This is a genomic window from Acinetobacter sp. ABJ_C1_1 (assembly GCF_044684115.1).
Taxonomy (GTDB): domain Bacteria; phylum Pseudomonadota; class Gammaproteobacteria; order Pseudomonadales; family Moraxellaceae; genus Acinetobacter; species Acinetobacter nosocomialis_A.
The window spans coordinates 14,658-40,216 of the sequence record NZ_JBITPU010000002.1; the positions used below are offsets into that span (position 1 = coordinate 14,658).

A 25,559-nucleotide genomic window follows, 5' to 3' on the forward strand; every position below is an offset into this window, starting at 1 on the left:
AACTTACAGTCCCGTTAAAAGAACTTTAGCGACTTCATTCATTAAGATCTCGGCAATATAGAGTGCCAAGAAAGCCAAAATTGGTGATAAGTCAATCATTCCCATATTAGGTAGTAAACGACGGAACGGCGCTAATAATGGTTCTGCCAAATCTTGAATCACCTCAATGTAAGGTGAACGAGATTGAGTGAACATAACCACCCAGCTCAAAATGATTGTCGCGAAAATTAAATAACGGCAGAAACGAATCAAGTCTTGGATCATCGTCACAAATGTCAGAATCACTAAATGAATCGGACTATTTGGCATTGAACCTGAAAGATACATCACACCGAAAATTTTCAGTAAATATAAAATAATTAAAAGAACTAACGCAGCTAAATTGAACCGGCCTTTTGCGACTGTTGGAAAAATACGGCCAAAAATATCAACAATCTTCGTCGCCTTTACTGTCGATAAAACCACAGGATTATAAGGACTTACTGCCGCCAATTGCATTAAGAACCGGAAAAAGACCAATAAAATCGCAACGTTAATTAAAATTCCAAAAATTAGCGCAGAATTTGCACCCATAGTTGTCTTATCCTATTAAAGCTATTTTGCACTGTCACTCAGTTCTTGAGCCAATTCTTGGCTACGTTTCTGTGCAGCAGCTAATGCAGATTGAATATTCTGAGAGATTTGTGCACGATCAAAAACTTCAAGTGCAGCTTGTGTTGTACCATTCGGTGAAGTCACATTTTTACGTAGTTCAGACGGAGTATTTGAACTCGTAATTGCCATTTGAGCCGCACCTAATGCTGTTTGAAGTGTTAATGCAGTTGCAACTTTTTCATCTAGCCCTAGATTTTTACCTGCGCGGATCATACTTTCCATGAGGTAGAAGAAATAAGCCGGACCTGAACCTGAAACTGCCGTTACCGCATCAATTTGAGCTTCGGAGTTTACCCAAATTGTTAAACCAGTTGCTGCTAAAATTTGACTCGTTAATTCACGGTCTGAAGCACCAACCACATCAGTCGCATAAATACCATGTGCGCCAGTTTGAACTAATGCTGGCGTATTCGGCATAACACGTACAATTCGTTCGCTATCAATAAGATTTGATATTGTCTTAATTTCCGCACCAGCAATAATCGAAATAACCAGTTTATCCGATAATAAGCCTTTCAACGGGCGTAGAACATTTGCTAAAACCTGTGGTTTTACAGCAAGTACTACAACATCTGCATTTTTAATTGCAGCCACATTATCTTGGGTTACATGAATTTCTTTTTCTTGTAATAAATGACGGATTTGTTCAACTGGATCTGAAACGGTAATACGTGTTGGCGGCAAACCTCTCGAAATTAGCCCGCCAATCAACGCTTGGGCCATATTACCACCACCAATAAAACAGATATTACTATTTACTGCACTTGTCATAACCATATTCGCCATTTACCAGATCACAAGAATGAGAAATTAAATCTGGTTGCCATCCTCCTTGCTCACAATACGGAGACTGAGCCAACCAAAATCCTTTCGGTGTAAAAACACCAAGCATAACATTATCTATGACTAATATTTGAATTGTATGACGAAGCCAAGGCAAAATATGTGCCTCTTGAATTGCTTTTTTTAATGGCCATTGCCCAACACGACCATATAAATGGACTTTTTCACCGCCTTGACGTCGAATTATTTTTAATTCTTTATTTAATAAAGAATGACTTAAACCAATTTCTTTAGACACAATATGAAAAAGTCCAGAAGCCCCCTGCCACTTTTCTTCTAATTTAAATGCATGCTCGAGTTCAGCTTCAACCAGATTTAAAGTTTCCGCAAGATAAACCTGTTTACTTAACCTATAGAGTATATTTTGATAACGAACATAGTAAAACTGGTTCCAATGTAAAGCCGCTTGAGCATCTGACTTAGAGTCAATAACTTCAGTCTTTAAGCGCTCGACCATTTCAAATGCAGGCCGATATTGCCCATCACCCTTCATCCAAGCGGAAAGTAATTGACGTTGACGGGCAGATGACAAATCTAATAGTTTAATTAAATCTAAGCATTCAGCCGTTCCACAATGCTTTAAATCGGCTTTCAAAACTTCTTCTAAAATTTCAGAAGCATCTTGCATGAGATAACTGGTTCGGCTCAGTGCCTGCTGCATTTTTGGAAATCGCTTTGTTAAAAATGGCCAAAGCTCTTCACGACACCACACACGATCATAATGGGTATCATAGTTCATTGGATCATCAATATACTTAACTTCAAGCTGAGCAGTCCAAAAAGCGATTTGCTCACGTGTTAGATCCAAAAAAGGGCGCCAAATTGTCATGTTTACACGGTAATCAATGGCTTGCATCGCAGCAAGTCCATCTACACCTGTACCTGCCAATAAACGTAAAATAACTGTTTCGGCCTGATCTTGCTGATGATGAGCAAGCAATAGAATTTCATTGTCTTGTAAATGTTGCTGATAAGCTTGATAACGTGCTTGACGTGCTTGAGCTTCCAGATTCCCATCAGAAATCTGAACTTTTTGAATAATATAAGGAATATTTAAATTTGTTGACTGACTGGCAACAAATTCCCCCCATTCTGCACTTTGTTTTTGCAGTTGATGATCAATGTAAATTGCTCGGATCTTTTGAGGGAAAATTTGAGCCATTAAATGTAGTAGTAGCATTGAATCCATGCCACCACTACATCCAATAAGAAAAGAACTATTTTCTGAAAACTCTTGAGCCTGCTTTAAGACGTGATGCCTAAATTTTCGCTGCCAAACTTCATTAAACGTTGATAACGTGCTTCGCATCGTTCATTTGCATCCATTGGTAGCAACTCTTCCAAAGCTTGCTTCAAAACCACTTTTAGGTTTTGCATAACACGCTCAGGGTCTAAATGAGCCCCTTCACCTTCATCTACTACATATTCAACAATACCTAGAGATTGTAGTTTATCTGCTGTTAAACCTAAAGCTTCACTCGCTTGAGCCGCTTTTTCAGCAGTCTTCCATAAAATAGAAGCACAACCTTCTGGTGAAATCACAGAATAGATACTATGCGATAACATAATCACTCGGTCAGCAACACCAATACCTAAAGCACCGCCAGAACCGCCTTCACCGAGTACTGTTGCAACAACAGGAACTTTCAAACTTGAAAGTTGAGCAAGGCTAGTAGCAATTGCTTCAGCTTGTCCACGTTCTTCAGCACCAACACCTGGGTATGCACCCATCGTATCAATAAACGTGAACACCGGAAGATTAAAACGCTCAGCCATATCTAATAAACGCTGAGATTTACGGTAACCTTCTGGGTTCGCCATACCAAAGTTATGCTTTAATTTTTCACGGGTACTACGACCACGGTGTTGTCCAATGACCATCACAGGTTGACCGTCAAAACGAGCAAGACCACCTACCATCGCACCATCGTCACCAAACAAACGATCACCATGCAAGGCATCAAACTCTGTAAAGATTTCACCGACATAATCTAGAAACTGCGGACGATCAGGATGACGTGCAATTTGAACCGTTGTCCACGCTTTGGACTGAGTAGCTTTTTTCATAGGTCGAATATTATCCCTTTAATCGATAAATTTTTCCGACTGAATATTCAATTCAATGTCCCAATGCTTAAACTGCTCTTGCTCATCATGCAAGTCGGCAACTAACAATGGCCATTGTTTGGCATCACCAGAAACACTAAGCTGCCATTGTTGATCATTTATGATGGTCAATTCAATGGCAGGAAGCATCTGATCACTGCGACTATGGTTGAGTAAAACTGCAAGGCGAAGTAATAAACTTAAGTAAAGTAATTTATAACCGCCAGCCTTTAAAACTTCATTTTTTACATCATTACGTAATTTGCGACGATGATGAGCAACCAAATGTGAAAGATGGTTTTGATCAATTTGTGAGAAACCTGGAATATCAGAATGCTGTAATAAATAAGCACCATGACGATGGTAACCACCATGACTAATTGCTAAACCAATTTCATGCAAATATGCGGCACGGCGCAGTAAGTCACTGTCTTCACTCGTTAAATTAAGTGGCTTTGCTACACCATCGAATAACTGTTGAGCTGTATTTACAACTCGTTCTGCTTGTTTCGGATCAGCGTTATAGCGCCCCATTAAGGCTTGTACACTACGATCTCGGATATCTTCATGTTTAAAACGACCTAACAGGTCATACATGACTCCTTCACGCAATGCACCATCAGAATATGCCAAATGTTCAATTTCTAATACTTCAAAAACTGCGTACAAAATTGCCAATCCGGCTGGCAAAACTGCTCGTCGATCTTCTCGAAGTCCTTCAAAATCAATTTCAGAAATATTTTTGAACTTAAGTAACTTATCTTTAAGTTTATAGAGGCCTTCACGAGTGACATTTTCTTGCTCGTCACTTAACCCCATATTCACCATAATTTGACGACAGGCTTTAATAGTTCCACTTGAACCAACAACAGTATCCCAGCCTTCCATCTTATAAGTCGTTGCGATTGCTGAAAGTTCTTTACGGGCAGCAACTACTGCCTTATCGAATGCTTTTTGTGTGATTTCACCATCAGCAAAATAGGCTTTTGTATAAGCTACACATCCCATTTGTAATGATTCGGTATAAATTGGCTCAAACTCTTCGCCAATAATAAACTCGGTAGATCCCCCACCAATATCCACAACTAAACGACGTCCACCGTTAGCCATCGTGTGAGATACGCCAAGGTAAATCAGTCGTGCTTCTTCACGACCAGCAATAATTTCAATAGGTTTGGGTAAAATTTCAGCGGCTTTTTGAATAAATTCATGGCCATTTTTAGCCTGACGTAAAGCATTGGTTGCCACAATTCTTAAACGATTGGGTTGAACAGAACTTAAACGTCCCACAAAACGAGCTAAACATGCTAATCCACGTTGTTGTGCTGCTTCTGTTAAATTTTTATTTTCATCAAGACCAGCCGCAAGCTGTACTTTTTCTGACATTGAAGCCACTTTTTTAACTTCACCGTGATCTACCCGTGCAATGGCAAGGTGAAAACTGTTCGACCCCATATCTATGGCAGCAAGTAATTCTTCATCAATCAGAAAATCAGACATTATTGAACTAAACCCATAACAATTCACGCCTAGAGTAATTCACAAGAATGCAATTGAAAAGCCATTTTCATCAACAATTAATAGACATCGATATTTTTCTATTTGTTAAACGATTGTACAAGCCGATGGTGAATATCGTGAGCATCCATTAGACAAATTCAGTTAAGCCTTGAATAATAGCATCAAACCCTTACATTGAACTAAGTAGCTATGTAATACTGATAGAGATTATATCCTCATATAGTGATAGCACTTTTTTCTAAAAATTGGAGCCGTACCATGTCTGCGACTATTGTAAATACAACTGATGATAACTTCCAAGCAGATGTTCTAGATGCAGAAACCCCTGTACTTGTTGACTTCTGGGCAGGTTGGTGTGCACCTTGTAAAGCAATTGCACCTGTTCTTGAAGATTTATCAAGTGAATATGCTGGTAAAGTAAAAATCGTTAAAGTTGACGTAACTTCTTGTGAAGATACAGCAGTGAAATACAATATCCGTAATATTCCTGCTTTATTACTTTTCAAAAATGGTGAAGTAGTAGCTCAGCAAATCGGTGCTGTACCTCGTTCTAAACTCGTTAGCTTCATTGACGAAAACGTTTAAGAAGAAACGTTACAGATAAAAATACGCTATATCTCTATAGCGTATTTTTTTCGGCTATAAATTGACAAATTAGCTGATCTCACTTATATTGCATGCTCAAGAGGCACTGAAGGGAATCGTCTTCTGTCCGGCTTCTTACAAGACACAAACATAAAGATCGCCACTCGGCAACAGAAATTGTTTTTTCACATTTCTCTTCGAAACAGTTAATCAGACTTCTGAATTGTTATTGTGTAAATACAATTGCGATACTCTTTTTTGTATGCGAGCGATTTTTCTTCTTTTAAACCACACTCTACTCTTTCCTAATTCTGACCCTTATGAATTTAACTGAACTCAAGAAAAAACCAATCGGCGAACTAATTAAAATTGCTGAATTTATGGGCCTTGAAGGTATGGCTCGTAACCGAAAGCAAGATATTATCTTTGCCATCTTGAAACGCCATGCAATGAATGGCGAAGAAATTTTTGGTGACGGCGTTCTTGAAATTCTCTCTGATGGTTTTGGTTTTTTGCGCTCTGCCGCAGGTTCGTATTTAGCAGGTCCGGATGATATTTATGTGAGTCCTTCACAAATCCGACGCTTTAACTTGCGTACAGGTGATACCATCACAGGTACTATTCGCCCTCCGAAAGAAGGTGAGCGTTATTTCGCGTTACTCAAAGTTAATCAGATTAACTATGACACGCCTGAAAATTCTCGAAATAAAATTTTATTTGAAAACTTAACTCCCCTTTTCCCAACCGAACAATTGGTCATGGAACTAGGTAATGGTACAACAGAAGACTTAACTGCTCGTGTTGTCGACTTAGTTGCCCCAATTGGTAAAGGTCAACGTTCGATTATTGTTGCACCGCCAAAAGCGGGTAAAACAATGTTACTTCAAAACATAGCTCAATCTATTGTGAGAAACAATCCGGAAGTGTTCCTTATTGTTTTACTCATTGATGAGCGCCCAGAAGAAGTAACTGAAATGGAACGTACTGTACGCGGTGAAGTCGTTGCTTCAACATTTGATGAAGCACCTGCACGTCACGTACAAGTCGCTGAAATGGTCATTGAAAAAGCAAAACGTCTTGTTGAACATAAAAAAGATGTTGTGATTTTGCTTGACTCTATTACACGTTTGGCTCGTGCATACAACACTGTAATCCCTTCATCAGGTAAGGTATTAACTGGTGGTGTAGATGCTCATGCATTAGAACGTCCAAAACGTTTCTTTGGTGCTGCTCGTAATATCGAAGAAGGCGGTTCTTTAACAATCATCTCTACTGCACTTATTGAAACTGGCAGTAAAATGGATGATGTAATTTACGAAGAATTCAAAGGTACAGGTAACCAAGAAATTACGCTTGATCGCCGTATTGCTGAGAAACGTGTCTTCCCAGCCATGAATATTAAGAAATCAGGCACACGTCGTGAAGAACGTTTAATGGATGAAGATAAATTACGTAAAGTTTGGATCCTTCGCAAACTCCTTCATCCTATGGATGAGTTGGCTGCTATGGAATTCTTACTTGACCGTATGAAAGAAACCAAAACAAATGATGATTTCTTTGATCAGATGAAGCGTAAAGCTTCAACTTAATCATTATATTGTTTGAAAAAAAGCTACTCTCATGAGTAGCTTTTTTATTTGGTTGACATGCTTTACACAAAACTACATTTTACTATTCCTTATGTAAGGATATATTTAAGCTTTTGAAAACAAATATTTTTAATATAAAAAAATTATGTTTTTTAGTAGTTTACTTACACCTTTTCCAATATATCTAATCTATTTGATTGTTTTTTTCTGTTAAAAAACAGACTGTTTTTTCGATTTTTCTGCGCTTTTTTGACAGGTGACAGTAGTATTTCAGCATTCGCAGTGATAGCATAGCGGCAGACCAGTTAGACTGCTCCATGCGTTGTTACCTAGCTACGTTTAGGAATAATAAAAGCAAAACAGCCTAACTTAGGTTTTTTTAATCTCAAATTTTTTTTGTGAGAGTGATGCCATGTTATTCAAAAAATTCGCTGTTGCTGCTGCTGTTGCTGCTACTTTAGCTTTCGTTGGTTGTTCTAAGAAAGAAGAAGCTCCAGCTGCTGCTGCTGCTTCTGAAGCTGTAGCTGCTGCTTCTGAAGCTACTGCTGCTGCTTCTGAAGCTGCTACTGCTGTTGACGCTGCTGCTTCTGAAACTGCTGCTGCTGCTTCTGACGTTGCTGCTGCTGCTTCTGACGTTGCTGCTTCTGCTGCACACTAATCTATATTCTAGATTAGATAAAAAAGAGGACTTTATGTCCTCTTTTTTTATGCTTAAAATTTTATAAATTCATTACAAAAGCATCTGATATATCGATACACAGTTCTCTAGGCTTAAATACGATTCATTCAAAACCAATTAGAACCAAACACAAATATAAAAAAAAGCAGATCAATCGATCTGCTCATTTCCAACGCGTTGTCTAAATTTCTGACCCGCTCTAAAGGTCACTACACGGCGTGCAGAAATCGGAATTTCTTCGCCTGTTTTTGGATTACGTCCTGGACGCTCGCGTTTATCTCTAAGTTCGAAATTACCAAAACCAGAAAGCTTAACCTGTTCACCCGCGATAAGCGCTTGGCTAATTTCGTCAAAGAACAACTCGACCATTTGTTTTGCTTCACGGCGATTTAAGCTGGTTAACTCACTTAAATGATCAGCCATGTCTGCTTTAGTTAGTGCTGTCATGAGGCCCTCAATGTCGCTTGATAAGTGTTTTCCAACACTTGGATTATATTGTCCATACCAGATTTAATTTCAGCATCTTCAAGCGTACGTGAAGGATGTTGCCATAATAATGCAAACGCTAATGAGCGCTTACTTTCTTCGACACCCTGCCCCGTATACACATCGAATAACCAAGTAGAGTCTAAAAGCTCTCCACCAGTTTTTTCGATTAACTGCTGAATATCTCTAACATTTATATTATCAGAGATTAAAAGCGCAATATCACGTCTAACCGAAGGAAAACGTGATAATTCTGTAAAATTAGATACATAAGATTGCAAAACTGCTGCCTGATCAAGCTCAGCAACCCAAGTTGTGCTCAAATCGAGCTCATTTTCTAAAGATGGGTGCAAACGGCCTAGGTAACCAATTGATTTACCATCAACTAAAATTTCAGCTGACTGTCCCGGATGTAACCAAGTACGCTCTGAACGAACATATTCAACTTTGACACGTCCAGCAGCTAAAACTTCTTCTACTTCACCTTTGAAATCGAAGAAATCCATTGGCTGTGGCTTAGCATGCCATGATTCTGGTTCACGAGAGCCTACAGCAATTAACGCTAATGTCGGGATTTGCTTTAAGTCTTGAATAGAAGCGGCATTTTGATAATCAAAACGCAAACCTAGCTCAAAGAAACGCACACGGCTTTGTTGACGGTTTAAATTATATTGTACACAAGGAATTAAACTAGAAAGCAAAGTGCTACGCATTGCAGCCAAATCACTTGAAATTGGATTTGCTAGCATGAGTGGATTTACCTGTGGATTTAATTGCTTTTCAAGTTTTGCATCAGCAAAGCTAAAGCTGATTGCTTCTTGGTAACCCAAAGTGACTACTGTTTGGCGTAGTTGAGCAATTTCAAAACGATCTTGATACTTAGCAAGCTGAACATCCATACTTGGTAAGCTAATCTGAATATTGTCATACCCATCAATACGTGCAACTTCTTCAATCAAATCTTGATAAATTGCCATATCGTAACGATGTGATGGTGGAACTACGCTCCACTCACCTTCAGCTTTAACAGTTACTTTACACCCTAGTCGAGTTAAAGCATCTGTAATGAAATCAGCAGCAACTTGATATCCCAATAATTGGTCTACTTGAGCTTGCTTAAGTTCAATAGCTTCACGTTTTGGAAGTAAATCAGTTTTTTCAGCCACAGTGATAGGACCAAACTCACCACCCGCTAATTCTTGAATGAGCTCAGAAGCACGATTCATCGCAATTAATGGCAATTCAAAATCTACACCGCGTTCATAACGTTGCGAAGAATCTGTATGTAAACCAAAACGGCGAGCACGCCCAGCAATCGCAAGTGGAGCGAAGAATGCGCTCTCCAAGAAGATATCAGCTGTATCATCAGTTACACTTGATGCTAGACCGCCCATAATACCAGCGATTGCTAGTGCTTTCTGATCATCTGCAATAACCATCACATCTTCTTGCAACTCAACTTCTTGATCATTCAAGAGTTGCAACTTTTCTTGTGGCTTAGCTTGGCGAACGTGTACAGTTCCTTCGATTTTAGCTAAATCGAAAGCATGCATTGGCTGGCCGAATTCCATGAGGACATAGTTCGTTACATCAACCAAAATACTGTGAGTACGAATTCCTGAACGTGCTAAAGCTTGTTCCATCCACTCTGGGGTCGCAGCTTTTACATTCACGTTTTTAACTACACGTCCTAAGTAGCGTGGAGCACCATCCGTGCTAATCACTACTTTTTTCTCATCAGTGATTGTCGCATCAACTGATTTGATTTCAGGCTCATTCATTTGCAGTTGGTTGATTACCGCAATCTCACGTGCGATACCACGGATACTGAAACAGTCACCACGGTTTGGTGTAATACTGATATCGATGACGTTATCATCAAGTTTCAAATATTCACGAATGTTTACCCCTACTGGAGCATCGGCAGGTAATTCAAGTAAACCATCGATTTTATCTTCAAGGTCGATTTCAGAAGCACCGCACAACATACCTTGTGACTCGACACCACGAAGCTTACCTTTTTTGATTTTAAAATCGCCTGGTAATACTGCGCCAATAGTTGCCACAGGTGCTTTCATTCCAATACGAACGTTAGGAGCACCACATACAATTTGCAGAGGTTCACCTGAACCAATATTCACTGTTGTGACACGTAGACGGTCTGCATCTGGATGTTGTTCAACTGTTAAAACTTCACCAACCACAACTCCAGTAAATGGCTTAGCAACAGGTGCTAGTTCATCTACCTCAAGACCAAGCATAGTCAACTGATCAGATAATGTATCACTATCAATGGCTGGGTTAACCCATGTGCGTAACCAATTTTCGCTAATCTTCATCTTTATAAACCTTATTTAATCCTGAAAAAATGTTAGGCAAATTGGCGTAAGAAACGCACATCATTTTGATAGAACATACGCAAGTCATTAATGCCATAACGCAACATTGCAAAACGCTCTACCCCTAAACCAAAAGCAAAGCCTTTGTATTTATCAGGATCAATACCCGCAGCACGTAGTACATTTGGATGTACCATGCCACAGCCTAATACTTCTAACCAACGTCCACGCTCATCCATGATATCCACTTCTGCACTAGGCTCTGTAAATGGGAAATATGATGGGCGGAAACGTACTTTTAAATCTTTCTCAAAAAATTCATTCAGTAGGTTAATTAATAAACCTTTTAATTCAGCAAAGCTGGTGTTCTCAGCAACGTACAAGCCTTCGATTTGATGGAACATTGGCGAATGCGTTTGGTCTGAGTCACAGCGGTATACACGGCCAGGACATACAATACGAATTGGCGGCTGACTTGTTTCCATGGTACGAATTTGCACACCAGAAGTATGCGTACGCAACAAATGGTTTGCATCGAAATAGAAAGTATCGTGCATAGCTCGTGCAGGATGGTGCCCAGGAATATTTAATGCTTCAAAGTTATGATAGTCATCCTCAACTTCTGGTCCTGTTGCAACCGTAAAACCAGCTTTAGTAAAGAACTGGCAAATACGTTCTTGCACTTGAGTAACAGGATGAACTGTACCAATGCGCTGTCCACGGCCTGGCAAAGTAATATCAATGGTCTCATTTGCTAGTTTTTGCGCTAGCGCAGCTTGTTGTAATGCCGTTTGACGCTCAGTTAAAGCGCTATTAATTGTTTCTCGAACAGCATGAATCGCAGCACCTTGTACTTTACGTTCTTCAGGGTCCATTTTCCCTAATGCTTTCGATTGTTCTGCAAGCTGGCTTTTTTTCCCTGTAAATTGCACACGCACCTGATCAAGTGCAACAAGGTCTTGAGCTGCTGCAATGGCAGCAAGCGCTTCTGTGGTCAGGGCTTCCAGTGACATATTAACTCTCAAAGCAACAAATTTAAAAATATAATAAAACACTGCATTCTAACAGTTTTTCACCGTATTGATGAAGTTTATCCATCATGAAAAATGTATTAGGCAACAAAAAGATAAAACGTATAAAATAATACTATCGTCAATGAGATCAATTATTATGGCGCTCAATCAGATTTGGAAACAACAACTTACACTTGTGACCTACGGTAATGAATACCTTCGCCAGAATTTAAGCTTCAACCAATGGCGACAACATCATATTTTTGACCAACATAGTTTTCAGTTTCGTGACTTAATTTCACAGCATTTACTTGCTCAACATTTCCAAGTTTGGTTAGAAGCACTCAAAAAACAGGGAACAACCCAGATCTCTCTTCACTTATCAACAATCTTAAATGAAGAGCAAAATCCAAATAATAATGTAGAACTTTTACCTTATACCCATTTTATTGTGAGCCATCAAAACAATAAAAAAATCGCATGGATTTTTGGGCATGAGCTTGCCGAATGGTACAGCAGCGATAATGAATTTGAAGCGCCTTTAAATCAGCGTAGTGATTTACGCTTAGAAACTTTTTGGCGTTTTGAACTGAACGAAAAACTATCTAAGAAAGTTGATGCTGACTTAAAAGCACCTCAATGGGATGAAATTGCTGACTTTATGGAAACTGAGTTATTTCGAAGTAAGTATGCAGCAGGTTTTGAAGAACCAGAATTTCTGAAAAAATATTTTGATGGGTCAACACATCAAATTTCGGTAGATCATCAACCGACTCTTGCTCTTATTCCTGAAAACTACCCAGCTGATTGTGCACATCAACTCCTCTACCGCACTCAGGCTTTATCAGATTATTTAGAGCAGAAGAAACGCACCGCAAATGATCCTTTAGGGGAAGACTTAGACCAAGAACAAATTATTAACTTAAGAAATTTTACCCACAAAACTGACGACCTATTTGCAAAACTGATTGTGAAAGCAGCAAATCACTATCAAACAGCTCAATTAAAGCCTGTTGAGAAACCCTCTCCTTTTGATGCAACGAATGAGTCTACAACCCATTTAAAAGCACCTCACCATAAGGCTGGAGGAACAGGTGTAATCAAGCTTATTGTTCTAACCATCATTATTTGTGCCTTAGCTTATTATTTTGGTCTTTAATCAAGATTAAAGTTCCCATTGATAAAGTAATTCTGTTATTCCGAGGCCGAACTCTGGTAGTTCGGCCTCATCAATTAACTTTGCTCCCATTTTTTCATAGAAGAAGCGACTCGGATTTTTATTAAAAACCTCTAAACGAATAAAAGCACAACCTTGATTTAAAGCGCATTGATAGAACTTTTGAAATAACTCACGGCCTATGCCTTACTTTTGAACTTCTCTTAAAAGATAAAAAGCAAGAATTTCAGCAACATTATTTTCTGGATTTAAATAACCATCGAGAAAGCCTTTTACTACTCCATTTTCAGTATAGATAAATAACTTATGATCAGGACTTCTGCTTATCTCTTTCCACAACTGTTCTTTATCTAGTACGTTAAGCTCATCTAATATTTCTTGTTTAACCATACCGGCATAGGTTTCCTTTCAACCTTGCACATGTACTTCTGCAATAGATAATGCATCCTTAAATGATGCTATACGAATATCTGTGTCATTTAATGGTTTCAATTCACTCCCCTCACGTCATTACTTTTTAGAGCGAAGCATTGATAGCCTCACACCAACCTACTCAGTTAAAAGCAGCTCTCGAACATGCATTAAGGCAAAACCCAACAAATTTAGTCCTTGCCATAGAGATGGATCTCTGACATGTGGATGATCTTGCGCCATACCAATACCCCAAATTTTATCGACTGGAGATGCTTCAACCAAAATACGGTCTTTTGTGGCTAATAAGAACTTCTTCAACTCAGGATGCTGTGAGAATTTGGCAAAATTCGCCTGCACCACTATGTCAAAACGTTTTTCTCGCCATATCTGTTCATCATAATTACGTACTTTACGGCCGAGTTGCTTTGCTTCATTCGGATGTTTAACCTGCAAAATCTGTGCAAAAATTTCTTCATCATTAAATAATTTTGCTTTTTGCGCCATCATATAGTGCTCAGCAGTAAAGTACTCAACACCCTCAATTTCAAATTGCGCAGGAAACCACTGGCTAAAACAGCTTTTATCAATAAAATCAGCTTGCTTAGGAGTATGCCCCCAGAAATACAAATATTTGAATTGGTGACCTTGCTGTACTTTTTGAATTAAATCATTTAGAAATTTTTCGTCTTTCATCATTTATCTCTAATTATTTTCTCTTTTAAAAATAGAACCCTAAAATAAAAAAGACCGCTAAAAAGCGGCCTTTCTTTGAATCTCTAAGCTTATGCAGCTAATGCGCCTTTAGCTTTTTCAGCTAAAGCAGCAAATGCTACTGCATCATGCATAGCGATGTCAGCTAATACGCGACGGTCGATGATCACTTGAGCTTTTTTCAAGCCATCGATCATACGGCTGTAAGACAAACCGTTTTGACGAGCACCAGCATTGATACGCGCAATCCATAGAGCACGGAATTGACGTTTCTTTTGACGGCGGTCACGGTAAGCGTATTGACCAGCTTTGATTACCGCTTGGAACGCTACGCGGTAAACGCGTGAACGAGCACCATAGTAACCTTTAGCGCGAGCAAGAATTTTTTTGTGACGACGATGAGCCACTACACCACGTTTTACACGAGCCATTTATAATCTCCTTAGATGTATGGGCACATACGACGAACTGAATTCATGTCAGAAACATGAACCATTACACAGCCGCGTAATTGACGGATACGTTTAGCAGATTTTTTGGTCAAGATGTGGCGCTTGAACGCTTGTTTACGCTTAAAACCGTTTGCAGTCGCTTTGAAGCGTTTAGCTGCACCACGGCGAGTTTTTAACTTAGCCATAGTAACCTCTTTTAGGCACCTGTTCGGCGCGATTGCACCATTGCAAAATCGACCTGCAGGTAAGGAAGCGCGTATTTTATAGCATGCTGACTAAAATTAAAACTACTCGTAACATTTTTTTGGATTGATGCCTTAACAAATTAAAAATTTATATTGTTTGTTTAGAGGTTGGTCATTGCTAATAAATTCAGCATCATGGTTTATTTAGCTCTATAATATGTTCAAATTATCAACATACGATATTTCAAATGCAGAAACATGATGCATTCGCTGCACTGCGCTATAGAGATTTCTCTATTGTTACCATTAATCAATTTTGCTTAACGTTAGCAATTTTGATTCAAGAAATTATTGTTGCTTATTCACTTTATCAAATTACCAAAGACCCTCTAACTTTAGGCTTAATTGGTCTCGCAGAAGCCATTCCATTTATTGCTCTATCCCTTTGGGGTGGCTATTTTGCTGATAAGTTTAATAAACAGGTCATTATGAAAATCTGTTTATTTTTCTCAGTGCCTCTACCTTTAGTTTTGTGGTTGCTGTTCCATCTGCATGGTTTAGGTCATATCAGCGTAAATTTCCTTTCTTGGGGTATTTATGCTGTTATTTTTGGCTTAGGTACCATACGTGGGTTTTATAATCCCTCTGCTACATCATTGAAACCATTCTTAATTCCACGTGAGCTTTATGCCAATGGCGCAACATGGACAACGATTGGTTGGCAAAGTGGCGTGATTATTGGGCCTATGCTAGGTGGGTTTATGCTTGCTTACTTAGGCAGAGAAACCAGTCTTTTTAGTGTTGCAGCCCTACTCAGCATCTGTTTTATTCTCATTAATTTATTACAAAAACGAAGCTTTCCTAAAATTGAAACTACCAATGTATTAGAAAGCTTAGGTGATGGTTTCCGCTTTATTTGGAAAACCAAAATAGTTCTCTGGGCTATTTCTTTAGACCTTGCCTCTGTTTTATTTGGAGGTGTGATTGCCCTACTGCCTATCTTTGCAGAAGATATTTTAAAAGTAGGGCCAGAAGGCTTAGGTTATCTACGTGCAGCACCATCTATTGGTGCCCTCATTACCATGATTGCTTTGACCCGTTTTCCTCCAACTCAACACGCATGGCGTAACATGCTACTTGCAGTTGCTGGTTTTGGTGTATTCACGATCCTTTTCGCTTTCTCAAACAATATGTGGTTGTCCCTATTTGCACTGGCCATGACAGGTGCTTGTGACAGTATTTCAGTTGTGGTTAGACAAACCATTTTGCAAATTTTCCCACCAGAAAATATGCGTGGTCGCGTTGCAGCTGTAAATGGAATGTTTGTTTCATCCAGTAATGAGCTGGGTGCATTTGAATCAGGCTTGGCAGCTAAATATTTGGGAACTATTGCAGCAACTATTTTTGGCGGTTGCATGACGCTTGCAGTGGTCACCTTCTGTTGGCTAAAAACCAATGACCTATTTAAAGTCGATATTACTAAAAGCTCAGAAGACTAATTAAATCCTTTTAGTAAAAGCATCTTCGGATGCTTTTACTTTAAATGAAGTCTGTAATTACCCAATAAATAAAAATATAACGCGCAGCCTTAGCAATAAGAACCATAAATAAGAAGCGCCAAAAATCTTCTTTGAATAAGCCAGCAACCAAAGTAATTGGATCACCAATCACAGGTGTCCAACTTAAAAGCAGCGAATAAAAGCCATACTTATGATAAAAACGTTGAGCTTGTTCTAGACGTTTTTCAGAAACTGGGAACCATTTTTTATGTTTAAACTGTTCTATTTTTAAACCTAACCACCAGTTCACACATGAACCGAGTACATTTCCGAAAGTAGCAATTGAAATGAGAAGAAAAGCGGAATATTGATTTTTTAATAATAAAGCAGCGAGTACAGCTTCTGATTGTAGCGGTAATAATGTAGCCGCCCCAAAAGCACTCAAAAAAAGTAAAAAGTAACTTAGCATTCTAATTAAACCAAACTACCTTTCACTTTATTCATTGTGCTACCAAGCAAAATTAGATGACTTTAATTGATAAAGCTTTTTGCACCGCAGGACGTGCTGTTAAACGGACAATGTATTCTTGCACATATGGGTAGTCCTCTAATTGAATACCCTGCCATTCATAGCGCAGGATCCAAGGTAAAATTGCCATATCAGCAATTGAGTATTCCCCTGCAACAAACTTCTGACCAATGAGCTGTTTATTCAATACACCATATAAACGCTTAGTTTCATTCACATAACGTTCAATTGCATAAGGAATTTTCTCTGGCGCAAAGCGGTTAAAATGATGATTCTGCCCAAGCATAGGCCCTAGTCCACCCATTTGCCACATGAGCCATTGTTCAACTTCAACTCGCTCTTGTTCATCTGTTGGATAGAATAAGCCAGTTTTTCGACCTAAATATTGCAAGATCGCGCCTGATTCAAATACTGAAATTGGCTCACCACGTGGACCGTCCTGATCGACAATTGCAGGAATTTTATTGTTTGGGGAAATTTTCAGGAAATCTGGTTGAAATTGATCATTTTCTAAAATATTAATTGGATAAAGGGTGTAATCCAGTCCCATTTCTTCTAAGGCAATTGTGATTTTATGTCCATTGGGTGTTCCCCAATAATATAGATCAATCATTCTATTTTCCTATTCATCGTTATCATGACTGCGTCTTGCGTTATATCATGTTTTGGCTAATACAATGATATCTCCAACACCAAAAAATACATAAAATTTGAGAATAAGTTTGGTTTAAAAAGTTATTAAATCGCACTTTAAAGGAACTAAACCATAAAATGATAGGCAAAAAAAAGCACTGCTTTTGCAGTGCTTTTTTTGAGTATTACTTTTTCTTTTTCGGTCCAAGCAACATACCCATTTGTCGACCTTCCATTTTCGGAGCTTGCTCTACAATACCAAACTCAGCTACGTCTGCTTCAATCTTTTGCAATTGAGCTAAACCAAGTTGTTGGTGAGCCATTTCACGACCACGGAAACGTAAGGTGATTTTGACTTTGTTACCTTCTTCAAGGAACTTCAAAATAGCACGAAGCTTAACTTGATAATCACCTACATCAGTTGCTGGGCGTAGTTTGATTTCCTTCACTTGCACTTGATGCTGTTTTTTCTTGGCATCTTTTTGCTTCTGTTTCAGGTCAAACAAGTGCTTGTTGTAATCCATGATTTTACAAACAGGCGGCTCAGCGTTTGCGACAATCTCAACAAGGTCAAGATCTGCATCCTCAGCAGCACGCAGTGCTTCATTTAATGAAACAATTCCTTTTTGCTCACCATCAGCAGCGACGAGGCGTACTTCTTTTGCACGGATCTCATCGTTAATTGCTGGACGGTTACTCTTTGCACCTTGTTGTTGGTTACGGTCAGGCTGTTTAATCTTTCTTACTCCACAATATACCGGCCACGTTCGGCGACGGCAGATTTCACTAAGTCAATGAAAGCATCCACTGACATAGTACCTAAATTTTTTCCTGAGCGAGTACGTACATTCACTGTACCTTCTTCAACTTCTCGATCACCAAGAACTAACAGGTAAGGAATGCGCTCTAGAGTACGCTCACGAATCTTAAATCCGATTTTTTCATTTCTCAAGTCAGAAATAGCGCGAAGGCCATTTTCCTTGAGTTTTGCCACAACTTGCTCACTTGCTTCCGCTTGAGAGTCGGTAATGTTCATGACACATGCTTGTACAGGTGACAACCAAGGTGGCATAAAACCAGCGTAGTGTTCAATTAGTATACCAATAAAACGCTCAAAACTACCAAGAATTGCACGGTGCAACATTACAGGCTGATCACGTTCGTTTTCTTCAGTTACATAAGAAGCGTCTAAACGAACTGGCAAGTTGAAGTCACACTGAATGGTACCACATTGCCATACACGACCAAGACAGTCTTTTAAAGAGAACTCAATCTTTGGACCATAGAATGCGCCTTCACCCGGCTGCAATTCCCATTTAAGGCCAGCTTCATCTAAAGCATCTGCTAAAGATTTTTCAGCCAAATCCCAAAGTGCGTCATCACCTACACGCTTTTCTGGGCGAGTAGATAACTTCATTTGAACTTCTTCAAAGCCAAAGTCTTTATAAACATCTAAAGTGAGTTTAATAAAGTCTGCAACTTCTTTACCGATCTGTTCTTTGGTACAGAAGATATGTGCATCATCTTGTGTAAAGCCACGAACACGCATAATACCGTGTAAAGAACCAGATGGTTCATTACGGTGACAAGAACCAAACTCCGCTAAACGAATTGGTAAATCACGGTAAGATTTTAATCCTTGGTTGAACACTTGAACGTGACAAGGACAGTTCATTGGTTTTACAGCATAATTACGACTTTCTGAATGAGTCGTAAACATGTTTTCTGCATAGTTTGCTGCGTGACCAGATTTCTCCCAAAGCGTAAAGTCTACGATTTGTGGAGTTTTAATTTCTTGGTAACCATTATCTTGCTGAACTTTACGCATGTACTGCTCTAGTACTTGATAAATAGTCCAACCATTTGCATGCCAAAACACCATACCCGGTGCTTCTTCTTGCATATGGAACAAGTCTAATGCTTTACCAATTTTACGGTGGTCACGCTTTTCAGCTTCTTCAATACGCTTGATATAAGCTGCTAACTGCTTTTTATCAGCCCAAGCAGTACCGTAAATACGTTGAAGCTGTTCATTCTTCGCATCACCACGCCAGTAAGCACCAGAGATTTTAGTGAGCTTGAATGATTTTAAGAATTTTGTATTCGGTACGTGAGGACCACGACACATATCTAAATAATCTTGATGGTAGTACAAGCCCATTTGTGTTTCTTCAGGCATGTCTGCAATCAAGCGTAATTTGTATTCTTCACCACGAGCAGTAAATTCAGCAATAACTTCATCACGTGGAGTCATTTTTTTAACAACATCGTAATCTTGATCGATGAGCTTTTTCATACGCTCTTCGATTGCTGCCATATCGTCTAATGTAAATGGACGTGGCATCCAGATGTCGTAATAGAAACCTTCTTCGATGACTGGACCAATCACCATCTTTGCTTCAGGGAAAAGTTGCTTTACTGCATGCCCTACAAGGTGTGCACAAGAGTGGCGAATGATCTCAAGACCTTCTTCATCTTTTGGAGTGATAATTTGTAAGGTCGAGTCTTCGGTAATTAAGTCACATGCATCAACTAAGCGATCATTTACTCGTCCAGCAACAGTATTTTTTGCTAAACCAGGCCCAATACTTTGAGCGACTTCCATAACAGATACAGGGTGATCAAAACTCTTTTGATCGCCATTTGGCAATGTGATAATTGGCATAGAAAAATCCTTAAGGAGTGATGCCCTATACGAAGGAGCATTTCACCGCGAGATTATGATCGAGGCAAGCCTCAAAATATAAAAACGGTGTAAATCAAAATTAAAAAACCTGAAAGATTTTACACTTGTTCAAGCCAAGTGAAAACCTTTGTACTCATAAAATCATAAATACATTTTGCTTATACGGTAAACAGCAATAAGTGACTTTAATAAGTGCTCTACCTAAATTTTAAGAAATACATAAATAGGATAATTATTCATCAGAACTGTTTTAAGATGTTGAAAATAGCATTTGTGCTCATTTCCTGACTGAGGGGTATTTCTGTTTAAGACTAAAGCATTAATGCTTTGATTAATATTAAGTCATATTTTCAAAGAATGAATTAAAAAATAGAACATGGAGTTATTTCACATGGTTAGTGCATACGATGAATTACCACGCACACCCGCAAACTTTGTTGCGTTATCCCCTCTGCGCTATTTAGAACGTGCAGCTTATATCTATCCAGACCAAGCGTCTATCATTCATGGCAACCGTCAGATTTCATGGAAAGAAACTTACCAGCGCTGCCGACAGTTTGCTTCTCAACTTCAACAATTAGGCATAACTAAAAACGATACCGTTTCAGTTTTATTGCCAAATGTACCAGCAATGATCGAAGCACATTTTGCTGTACCTATGGCTGGTGCTGTTCTTAATACACTAAATACTCGTTTAGATGCTAAAACTATCGCCTTCATGCTGGAGCACGCTGAGACTAAAGTACTTTTAGTTGATCCTGAGTTTGTTAATTTAGCCAGAGAAGCTCTATCGTTCATTCCCAACCAACATATTATTGTGATTGATGTCGCTGATGAAGAATATGAGGGTGAAAACCAATTTCTTGGTTCGTTTGAATATGAAGAATGGATAGCTCAAGGTGATACTGATTTCGAATGGCATTTACCACAAGATGAATGGGATGCAATTAGCTTAAATTACACTTCCGGCACAACAGGCAACCCTAAGGGCGTGGTTTATCATCACCGAGGTGCTTATTTAAATGCGGCTAGTAATATTTTAGCCTGTGGCATGAAACCTCGAGCTGTTTATTTATGGACACTTCCTCTGTTCCATTGTAACGGTTGGTGCTTTGCATGGAGTATTGCAGCCAGTGGTGGCACCAATATTTGCCTACGCAAGGTCGATCCTGAACTGGTGATGCAGCTTATTGCAAAACATAAGGTTGATTACTTCTGTGGTGCGCCAATTGTTCTATCCATGATTATTAACTTACCAAAAGAAAAACAGTTAAGCATAGAACATCATGTTGAAGTTATGGTGGCAGGTGCTGCTCCACCTGTCGCTGTGATTGAAGGTATGCGAAATATTGGAATTAATGTCAACCATGTTTACGGTTTAACTGAAACCTATGGACCATCTGCACTTTGCGCATCTCAAGCAGGATGGAGCGACCTGTCAATTACTGAACAAGCACAACTGCATTCTCGTCAGGGCGTGCCTTATCCTTTACAAGACAGTATGCGCGTACTAGACCCTGAAACGATGCAGCCTGTTCCAAATGATGGCGAAACCATGGGAGAAATTATGTTCCGTGGCAACATTGTCATGAAGGGATATTTAAAAAATCCTAAGGCAACTGAAGAAGCTTTCGCTGGTGGTTGGTTCCACACAGGAGATTTAGCTGTTTGCCACCCAGATGGCTATGCAAAAATCACTGACCGCTCCAAAGATATTATTATTTCAGGTGGAGAAAATATCTCATCTTTAGAGGTGGAAGACGTTTTATATAAACATCCAGCAGTTTTAACGGCGGCTGTTGTGGCAAAACCTGATGAACGTTGGCAAGAAGTACCATGTGCATTTATTGAATTAAAAACGGGTGCTACAGTGACTCCTGAAGAAATTATTGCACATTGTCAAAAAGAACTGGCGCGCTTTAAAGTTCCCAAAGATGTAGTGATTACTGAAATACCAAAAACCGCAACAGGCAAATTGCAAAAATTCATTTTGCGTGAATGGGCAAAAGAACGCGTTTAAACAATATCGGAAATAAAAAAGCGACGTATCTAACGTCGCTTTTTTTTAGTTAAAACGGTATTAACCTTGATCTGACAATAAAGCGACTTGCTGCACGTAGTTAATAAACTTACCTTTAGATGCTTCAAGATCTGCTTCCGCAACTTGCTGAGTTTTATCACGGTTAATTCTTAACACATGCTGACGCAAAGTATGACGTTCAGATGCATTATAGATTTTACTAAACTCATTAATTGCAGGGTCGCCCTGCTCGATCATACGATCTACCCAACGCATCAATTGAGCTTGTTTTTTCGCGCCTTGTTGAGGAGTCAAATAAGATAAAATGACGGTCTCATCTTCATTACGCAAGAGTTTACCAACACGCTGAAACTGGCGACGACGCGCTTCAAACGAGCTAATATTCTGAACTTCTAAAAGAGCATCAATTAAACGCTCATCAACCGGAAGTTTTTGAATCTGTTTGATAGAAAGTTGTGCTAACTGCTCACCTAAAGCAGCCATACGTTGAACTGCTTTTTTCTGTTCGGTTTTACTTGCACGTCCTTCTAAAGAATCAAAATCTTCTTCAGTATAACGCTGGGGACGACGTGCCACGATTAATCTGCCTCATAAAATTTTGCGGCGAATAACGCCTGTACTTCATTTAATGCCTGTTCTTCGTCAGCGCCATCAATGACCAAACGTAAAGTGGTCCCTTTTCCTGCACCCAACATCAGTAACGACATAATATTCTTTGCATCTACTAAATGATCGCCCTTACCAATCTGAATTGATGAACGAAACTTCGTAGTGACCTCTATCAGTTTTCCTGATGCACGTGCATGTAAACCGAGTTTATTAATTACATCAACAGTTGTGTCTATCATGACCAGTGCTTCATTTCTCTGTGTAAGACCTGAACAGACCATTCTGCCTCAAGTGCTTGTTTTAGTCTATCTACCATATAAACTGAACGATGCTGGCCGCCTGTGCAACCTATTGAAACCGTCATATAGTGACGATGCCCTTCAGCAAATGCCGGCAACCATTTTTTTAAGAAGTGATGTATGTCCTCAAACATTTCGTTTGCTTGTGGACTTGCTTCTAAAAACTGCTTAACTGGCTCGTCTAAACCAGAAAAGCGGCGTAATTCTAAATCCCAATGCGGATTTGGTAAATGCCGTACGTCAAAAACATAGTCGGCATCTAAAGGAATGCCATGTTTATAACCAAATGACTGCAATATAACAATCAGATTATCTGACTGCCCTAATTTCGACAGCAAAATATGTTTTAAATCATGAACACTTTTATCGGTAGTATCAATATGAACGGTAGCGCGGAACTGAATTGGAATCAGTAACTGCTTTTCTTCATGGATACATTGTAAAAGGCTTTTGAAACGGTTCGCCAACGGATGTGGACGACGCGAAGCACTAAATCGTGCAATCAAATCCTGATCTTGTGTCGTCAGATAAATCACATCAACCGTACCATGTTTTTGTAATTGCTCAAAAACATGGTCGAACTCTTGCATATCAGCCCGTGTACTTCGGACATCTACACCTAAAGCCAGTTGCTCAAGATTATTTTCATGATCTAGCTTTGCCACAATTTCAGGCAGCAATGCCAAAGGTAAATTATCAATACAGTAATAGCCCAAATCTTCTAATACCTGAAGAGCTGAAGATTTTCCTGAACCAGACTGTCCTGTCACGATAAGTATACGCTTCATGGCATGGCTGTCCTTTTATGTATTATTGAGGTGTAAAGGCAACTTGTAAATTATCAATTAAACGTGTTGCGCCCAATTTAGCCGCGACAAACAACACAATATCGCGATCAAACTGAGAAACAGCTAACAAGTTCGGCTGACGAGCTTCCACATAATCCACAACAAAACCATTGTCTGTCAACAGCGTTTTTAAATCTACCAAGACTTGTTGTAAATCTTTACCTTGGTGTAATTGCTCTTCAGCTTGCTTTAGACCTTGATAGATGACTGGTGCAGTTTGACGTTGTTCAGAAGTCAAATAACCATTTCTTGAACTAAGCGCTAAACCATCTGCCGCACGAACAATGGGCACGCCAATCACTTCTAATGGAATATTTAAGTCTTGTACAAACTGGCGAATCACTGCCAACTGTTGGTAATCTTTTTGACCAAAGAAAGCATAATTCGGTTGCACAATATTAAAGAGTTTTGTGACAACCAGTGCCACACCATCAAAGTGTCCCGGACGTGAACTACCGCATAAGTCATCCGTAATTTGACTAACACTAATGTTAGTTAAACGAGGTTGTGTACCGTACATTTGCTCAACTGAAGGTGCAAAAATAATATCACAACCAACATCAGCAAGTAGACGACTGTCCTGCTCTAAAGTACGTGGATAGTTATCAAAATCTTCACCTGGACCAAATTGGGTCGGGTTCACAAAGATACTCACAACCACAACATCACATAACTTTTTCGCTTCACGAACAAGTGTTAGATGTCCTTCATGTAGATTTCCCATAGTTGGGACAAAACCAATGATTTTACGTGCAGCTCTAGCAGGATTTAAAGAAGCAGCTAAGCCTTGTATAGTGGTTTCTGTTTTCATGAATTACAGCTCAACTTGGAAAGTATGTTCTTTGGCTGGGAACGACTGGTCCTGTACAGCAGCGTGAAAAGCTTTAAAAGCATCTAAAATTGCTGTTTCACCAGATTGTTCTTTCATAAAGTTACGCACAAAACGTGCAACCTTGCCAAACGTCAAACCTAACATGTCTTGTACTACAAGTACCTGACCATCAGTCGCATTACCCGCCCCAATACCAATTACAGGAGTATTCGGGAATAACTCTGCAATTTCTTGACCTAATTGTGCAGGAACGCATTCAAGTAATAATACTGCCGCGCCCGCTTCAACTACAGCCGTACAGTCAGCAATAAGTTGATCAGCAGCTTCACGGGTCCTAGCTTGTAGTTTGTAGCCACCAAATACATGTACAGACTGAGGTGTTAAACCTAAATGTACGCATACAGGTACACCATTACGTGTTAACACTTGTACGGTTTCACTTAGCCATGCACCACCTTCGATTTTGATCATCTGGGCACCAGCTTGCATAACTGTTTTCGCATTCTGCAAAGCATCGTTTAAAGTGGCATAACTCATAAATGGTAGATCAGTCATAATCAATGCATGCTGATTACCACGGCGCACCGCCGCTGTATGATAAGCCATGTCTTCAACAGTTACAGGTAAAGTTGAGTCACGACCTTGAATTGCCATTCCAAGAGAATCACCAATTAAGATAGTATCAATTTCAGCAAGTTCCATTGCTTTTGCCATACTTGCATCGTAACAAGTTAGACAAGAGAACTTACGTCCTTCGGCTTTAAATTTTCTTAAGTCACTTAGACTAATCATGATGGTATCCTCTACAGGAGTTTGCAGAACGTAATAA

At 39.3% G+C, this 25,559-nt stretch carries 27 protein-coding genes and 2 pseudogenes; 6 read left to right on the plus strand and 23 right to left on the minus strand.

All coding sequences use genetic code 11. The features are described from left to right. Positions 1 to 3: 3 nt before the first annotated feature. The 5 genes from ACG59Z_RS04200 to ppx are packed head-to-tail and all read right to left on the minus strand — an operon-like array spanning position 4 to position 5,103. Complete coding sequence (locus ACG59Z_RS04200) at positions 4 to 573, minus strand: YggT family protein (RefSeq protein WP_002054582.1); 570 nt, start codon at positions 571 to 573, stop codon at positions 4 to 6. A gap of 21 nt (positions 574 to 594) precedes the next feature. Beyond that, entirely contained in the window at positions 595 to 1,431 is an 837-nt protein-coding gene (proC, locus tag ACG59Z_RS04205) for a pyrroline-5-carboxylate reductase (protein WP_213689856.1), read from the minus strand. After that, complete coding sequence (tilS, locus tag ACG59Z_RS04210; RefSeq protein ID WP_400198029.1) at positions 1,406 to 2,806, minus strand: tRNA lysidine(34) synthetase TilS; 1,401 nt, start codon at positions 2,804 to 2,806, stop codon at positions 1,406 to 1,408. Before tilS ends, proC begins: the two co-directional genes overlap by 26 nt. Next, positions 2,743 to 3,564, minus strand: a complete 822-nt coding sequence (locus ACG59Z_RS04215) for an acetyl-CoA carboxylase carboxyltransferase subunit alpha (RefSeq protein ID WP_213688850.1) — start codon at positions 3,562 to 3,564, stop codon at positions 2,743 to 2,745. Before ACG59Z_RS04215 ends, tilS begins: the two co-directional genes overlap by 64 nt. 18 nt (positions 3,565 to 3,582) lie before the next feature. Further along, a complete protein-coding gene (ppx, locus tag ACG59Z_RS04220) occupies positions 3,583 to 5,103 on the minus strand; it encodes an exopolyphosphatase (RefSeq protein WP_213688851.1) in 1,521 nt (506 codons plus the stop codon). 279 nt (positions 5,104 to 5,382) lie between these two features. On the opposite strand from ppx, the gene trxA reads away from it, so the two are divergent. After that, positions 5,383 to 5,709: a thioredoxin gene (trxA, locus tag ACG59Z_RS04225; RefSeq protein WP_002054512.1), complete on the plus strand. Its 327-nt coding sequence runs from the start codon at positions 5,383 to 5,385 to the stop codon at positions 5,707 to 5,709. Between the two features lie 320 nt (positions 5,710 to 6,029). Beyond that, a complete protein-coding gene (rho, locus tag ACG59Z_RS04230; protein WP_001054522.1) occupies positions 6,030 to 7,298 on the plus strand; it encodes a transcription termination factor Rho in 1,269 nt (422 codons plus the stop codon). A 184-nt stretch (positions 7,299 to 7,482) separates the two neighbouring features. Here the strand turns inward: rho and ACG59Z_RS04235 are convergent, their stop codons facing one another. Beyond that, positions 7,483 to 7,617: a hypothetical protein gene (locus ACG59Z_RS04235; RefSeq protein WP_311069604.1), complete on the minus strand. Its 135-nt coding sequence runs from the start codon at positions 7,615 to 7,617 to the stop codon at positions 7,483 to 7,485. Between the two features lie 93 nt (positions 7,618 to 7,710). Between ACG59Z_RS04235 and ACG59Z_RS04240 the strand changes: the two genes are divergently transcribed. Continuing rightward, positions 7,711 to 7,956 carry a hypothetical protein gene (locus ACG59Z_RS04240; protein ID WP_263612953.1) on the plus strand — a complete coding sequence of 82 codons (246 nt, stop codon included), beginning with the start codon at positions 7,711 to 7,713 and terminating at the stop codon, positions 7,954 to 7,956. A gap of 171 nt (positions 7,957 to 8,127) precedes the next feature. Here the strand turns inward: ACG59Z_RS04240 and ACG59Z_RS04245 are convergent, their stop codons facing one another. From ACG59Z_RS04245 to pheS, 3 genes are read right to left on the minus strand one after another with little or no spacing between them, the layout of a single operon-like run. Beyond that, positions 8,128 to 8,424 carry an integration host factor subunit alpha gene (locus ACG59Z_RS04245; RefSeq protein ID WP_000126166.1) on the minus strand — a complete coding sequence of 99 codons (297 nt, stop codon included), beginning with the start codon at positions 8,422 to 8,424 and terminating at the stop codon, positions 8,128 to 8,130. Continuing rightward, positions 8,421 to 10,802 carry a phenylalanine--tRNA ligase subunit beta gene (pheT, locus tag ACG59Z_RS04250; RefSeq protein ID WP_400198030.1) on the minus strand — a complete coding sequence of 794 codons (2,382 nt, stop codon included), beginning with the start codon at positions 10,800 to 10,802 and terminating at the stop codon, positions 8,421 to 8,423. The genes ACG59Z_RS04245 and pheT overlap by 4 nt, the downstream gene beginning before the upstream one ends. A gap of 32 nt (positions 10,803 to 10,834) precedes the next feature. Next, complete coding sequence (pheS, locus tag ACG59Z_RS04255) at positions 10,835 to 11,815, minus strand: phenylalanine--tRNA ligase subunit alpha (RefSeq protein ID WP_002054514.1); 981 nt, start codon at positions 11,813 to 11,815, stop codon at positions 10,835 to 10,837. A 157-nt stretch (positions 11,816 to 11,972) separates the two neighbouring features. Between pheS and ACG59Z_RS04260 the strand changes: the two genes are divergently transcribed. Next, positions 11,973 to 12,974: a hypothetical protein gene (locus ACG59Z_RS04260; RefSeq protein WP_400198031.1), complete on the plus strand. Its 1,002-nt coding sequence runs from the start codon at positions 11,973 to 11,975 to the stop codon at positions 12,972 to 12,974. A gap of 6 nt (positions 12,975 to 12,980) precedes the next feature. Here ACG59Z_RS04260 and ACG59Z_RS04265 read toward each other — a convergent pair. The 5 genes and pseudogenes from ACG59Z_RS04265 to ACG59Z_RS04285 all read right to left on the minus strand — a co-directional run. Continuing rightward, positions 12,981 to 13,484 (minus strand): annotated as a pseudogene (locus ACG59Z_RS04265) (GNAT family N-acetyltransferase). A 57-nt stretch (positions 13,485 to 13,541) separates the two neighbouring features. Further along, complete coding sequence (locus ACG59Z_RS04270) at positions 13,542 to 14,099, minus strand: NADAR family protein (protein ID WP_400198316.1); 558 nt, start codon at positions 14,097 to 14,099, stop codon at positions 13,542 to 13,544. Positions 14,100 to 14,188: 89 nt separating this feature from the next. Further along, on the minus strand, positions 14,189 to 14,548 hold the full coding sequence (rplT, locus tag ACG59Z_RS04275) for a 50S ribosomal protein L20 (protein ID WP_000124858.1): 360 nt from the start codon (positions 14,546 to 14,548) through the stop codon (positions 14,189 to 14,191). 11 nt (positions 14,549 to 14,559) lie between these two features. Beyond that, positions 14,560 to 14,754: a 50S ribosomal protein L35 gene (gene rpmI, locus ACG59Z_RS04280; RefSeq protein WP_002054552.1), complete on the minus strand. Its 195-nt coding sequence runs from the start codon at positions 14,752 to 14,754 to the stop codon at positions 14,560 to 14,562. An 11-nt stretch (positions 14,755 to 14,765) separates the two neighbouring features. Further along, positions 14,766 to 14,873, minus strand: a pseudogene (locus ACG59Z_RS04285) (hypothetical protein); the annotation flags it as partial. Positions 14,874 to 15,002: 129 nt separating this feature from the next. On the opposite strand from ACG59Z_RS04285, the gene nreB reads away from it, so the two are divergent. Next, positions 15,003 to 16,253: a nickel resistance MFS transporter NreB gene (gene nreB, locus ACG59Z_RS04290; protein ID WP_019456644.1), complete on the plus strand. Its 1,251-nt coding sequence runs from the start codon at positions 15,003 to 15,005 to the stop codon at positions 16,251 to 16,253. 40 nt (positions 16,254 to 16,293) lie between these two features. On the opposite strand, the gene ACG59Z_RS04295 is transcribed toward nreB, so the two are convergent. The 4 genes from ACG59Z_RS04295 to thrS all read right to left on the minus strand — a co-directional run bounded on the left by ACG59Z_RS04295 (position 16,294) and on the right by thrS (position 20,080). After that, a complete protein-coding gene (locus ACG59Z_RS04295; RefSeq protein ID WP_400198032.1) occupies positions 16,294 to 16,722 on the minus strand; it encodes a YqaA family protein in 429 nt (142 codons plus the stop codon). Positions 16,723 to 16,774: 52 nt separating this feature from the next. Continuing rightward, positions 16,775 to 17,395: a glutathione S-transferase N-terminal domain-containing protein gene (locus ACG59Z_RS04300; RefSeq protein ID WP_002054551.1), complete on the minus strand. Its 621-nt coding sequence runs from the start codon at positions 17,393 to 17,395 to the stop codon at positions 16,775 to 16,777. A 205-nt stretch (positions 17,396 to 17,600) separates the two neighbouring features. Further along, on the minus strand, positions 17,601 to 18,152 hold the full coding sequence (gene infC / locus ACG59Z_RS04305; protein ID WP_079377112.1) for a translation initiation factor IF-3: 552 nt from the start codon (positions 18,150 to 18,152) through the stop codon (positions 17,601 to 17,603). Positions 18,153 to 18,157: 5 nt separating this feature from the next. Further along, positions 18,158 to 20,080: a threonine--tRNA ligase gene (thrS, locus tag ACG59Z_RS04310; RefSeq protein ID WP_400198033.1), complete on the minus strand. Its 1,923-nt coding sequence runs from the start codon at positions 20,078 to 20,080 to the stop codon at positions 18,158 to 18,160. A 412-nt stretch (positions 20,081 to 20,492) separates the two neighbouring features. Here thrS and ACG59Z_RS04315 point away from each other — a divergent pair, with 412 nt between their 5' ends. Next, positions 20,493 to 22,121: an acyl-CoA synthetase gene (locus tag ACG59Z_RS04315; RefSeq protein ID WP_400198034.1), complete on the plus strand. Its 1,629-nt coding sequence runs from the start codon at positions 20,493 to 20,495 to the stop codon at positions 22,119 to 22,121. A gap of 60 nt (positions 22,122 to 22,181) precedes the next feature. Here ACG59Z_RS04315 and yjgA read toward each other — a convergent pair whose 3' ends face one another. The 5 genes from yjgA to panB are packed head-to-tail and all read right to left on the minus strand — an operon-like array spanning position 22,182 to position 25,522. After that, complete coding sequence (yjgA, locus tag ACG59Z_RS04320; RefSeq protein ID WP_004883153.1) at positions 22,182 to 22,718, minus strand: ribosome biogenesis factor YjgA; 537 nt, start codon at positions 22,716 to 22,718, stop codon at positions 22,182 to 22,184. A gap of 2 nt (positions 22,719 to 22,720) precedes the next feature. Next, complete coding sequence (locus tag ACG59Z_RS04325) at positions 22,721 to 22,990, minus strand: HPr family phosphocarrier protein (protein WP_019458135.1); 270 nt, start codon at positions 22,988 to 22,990, stop codon at positions 22,721 to 22,723. Next, a complete protein-coding gene (rapZ, locus tag ACG59Z_RS04330) occupies positions 22,987 to 23,838 on the minus strand; it encodes an RNase adapter RapZ (protein WP_042076255.1) in 852 nt (283 codons plus the stop codon). Before rapZ ends, ACG59Z_RS04325 begins: the two co-directional genes overlap by 4 nt. Positions 23,839 to 23,860: 22 nt before the next feature. Further along, the gene (gene panC / locus ACG59Z_RS04335) at positions 23,861 to 24,709 is read right to left on the minus strand and encodes a pantoate--beta-alanine ligase (RefSeq protein ID WP_400198035.1); all 849 of its coding nucleotides are present in this window, start codon (positions 24,707 to 24,709) and stop codon (positions 23,861 to 23,863) included. Between the two features lie 3 nt (positions 24,710 to 24,712). Continuing rightward, on the minus strand, positions 24,713 to 25,522 hold the full coding sequence (panB, locus tag ACG59Z_RS04340) for a 3-methyl-2-oxobutanoate hydroxymethyltransferase (RefSeq protein ID WP_032047472.1): 810 nt from the start codon (positions 25,520 to 25,522) through the stop codon (positions 24,713 to 24,715). Positions 25,523 to 25,559: the final 37 nt, after the last annotated feature.

Bases quoted from the DNA above. Each gene is read 5' to 3' on its own strand.
- ACG59Z_RS04235 (WP_311069604.1), bottom strand. From the start codon at position 7,617: ATGGAGCAGTCTAACTGGTCTGCCGCTATGCTATCACTGCGAATGCTG.
- ACG59Z_RS04270 (WP_400198316.1), bottom strand. From the start codon at position 14,099: ATGAAAGACGAAAAATTTCTAAATGATTTAATTCAAAAAGTACAGCAA.
- ACG59Z_RS04240 (WP_263612953.1), top strand. From the start codon at position 7,711: ATGTTATTCAAAAAATTCGCTGTTGCTGCTGCTGTTGCTGCTACTTTA.
- pheT (WP_400198030.1), bottom strand. From the start codon at position 10,802: ATGAAGATTAGCGAAAATTGGTTACGCACATGGGTTAACCCAGCCATT.
- nreB (WP_019456644.1), top strand. From the start codon at position 15,003: ATGCAGAAACATGATGCATTCGCTGCACTGCGCTATAGAGATTTCTCT.
- ACG59Z_RS04300 (WP_002054551.1), bottom strand. From the start codon at position 17,395: ATGATTGATCTATATTATTGGGGAACACCCAATGGACATAAAATCACA.
- rpmI (WP_002054552.1), bottom strand. From the start codon at position 14,754: ATGGCTAAGTTAAAAACTCGCCGTGGTGCAGCTAAACGCTTCAAAGCG.
- panC (WP_400198035.1), bottom strand. From the start codon at position 24,709: ATGAAAACAGAAACCACTATACAAGGCTTAGCTGCTTCTTTAAATCCT.
- ppx (WP_213688851.1), bottom strand. From the start codon at position 5,103: ATGTCTGATTTTCTGATTGATGAAGAATTACTTGCTGCCATAGATATG.
- thrS (WP_400198033.1), bottom strand. From the start codon at position 20,080: ATGCCAATTATCACATTGCCAAATGGCGATCAAAAGAGTTTTGATCAC.
- rapZ (WP_042076255.1), bottom strand. From the start codon at position 23,838: ATGAAGCGTATACTTATCGTGACAGGACAGTCTGGTTCAGGAAAATCT.
- ACG59Z_RS04315 (WP_400198034.1), top strand. From the start codon at position 20,493: ATGGTTAGTGCATACGATGAATTACCACGCACACCCGCAAACTTTGTT.
- ACG59Z_RS04295 (WP_400198032.1), bottom strand. From the start codon at position 16,722: ATGCTAAGTTACTTTTTACTTTTTTTGAGTGCTTTTGGGGCGGCTACA.
- ACG59Z_RS04245 (WP_000126166.1), bottom strand. From the start codon at position 8,424: ATGACAGCACTAACTAAAGCAGACATGGCTGATCATTTAAGTGAGTTA.
- trxA (WP_002054512.1), top strand. From the start codon at position 5,383: ATGTCTGCGACTATTGTAAATACAACTGATGATAACTTCCAAGCAGAT.
- ACG59Z_RS04200 (WP_002054582.1), bottom strand. From the start codon at position 573: ATGGGTGCAAATTCTGCGCTAATTTTTGGAATTTTAATTAACGTTGCG.
- rho (WP_001054522.1), top strand. From the start codon at position 6,030: ATGAATTTAACTGAACTCAAGAAAAAACCAATCGGCGAACTAATTAAA.
- ACG59Z_RS04325 (WP_019458135.1), bottom strand. From the start codon at position 22,990: ATGATAGACACAACTGTTGATGTAATTAATAAACTCGGTTTACATGCA.
- rplT (WP_000124858.1), bottom strand. From the start codon at position 14,548: ATGGCTCGTGTAAAACGTGGTGTAGTGGCTCATCGTCGTCACAAAAAA.
- panB (WP_032047472.1), bottom strand. From the start codon at position 25,522: ATGATTAGTCTAAGTGACTTAAGAAAATTTAAAGCCGAAGGACGTAAG.
- pheS (WP_002054514.1), bottom strand. From the start codon at position 11,815: ATGTCACTGGAAGCCCTGACCACAGAAGCGCTTGCTGCCATTGCAGCA.
- ACG59Z_RS04260 (WP_400198031.1), top strand. From the start codon at position 11,973: ATGGCGCTCAATCAGATTTGGAAACAACAACTTACACTTGTGACCTAC.
- ACG59Z_RS04215 (WP_213688850.1), bottom strand. From the start codon at position 3,564: ATGAAAAAAGCTACTCAGTCCAAAGCGTGGACAACGGTTCAAATTGCA.
- proC (WP_213689856.1), bottom strand. From the start codon at position 1,431: ATGGTTATGACAAGTGCAGTAAATAGTAATATCTGTTTTATTGGTGGT.
- tilS (WP_400198029.1), bottom strand. From the start codon at position 2,806: ATGCGAAGCACGTTATCAACGTTTAATGAAGTTTGGCAGCGAAAATTT.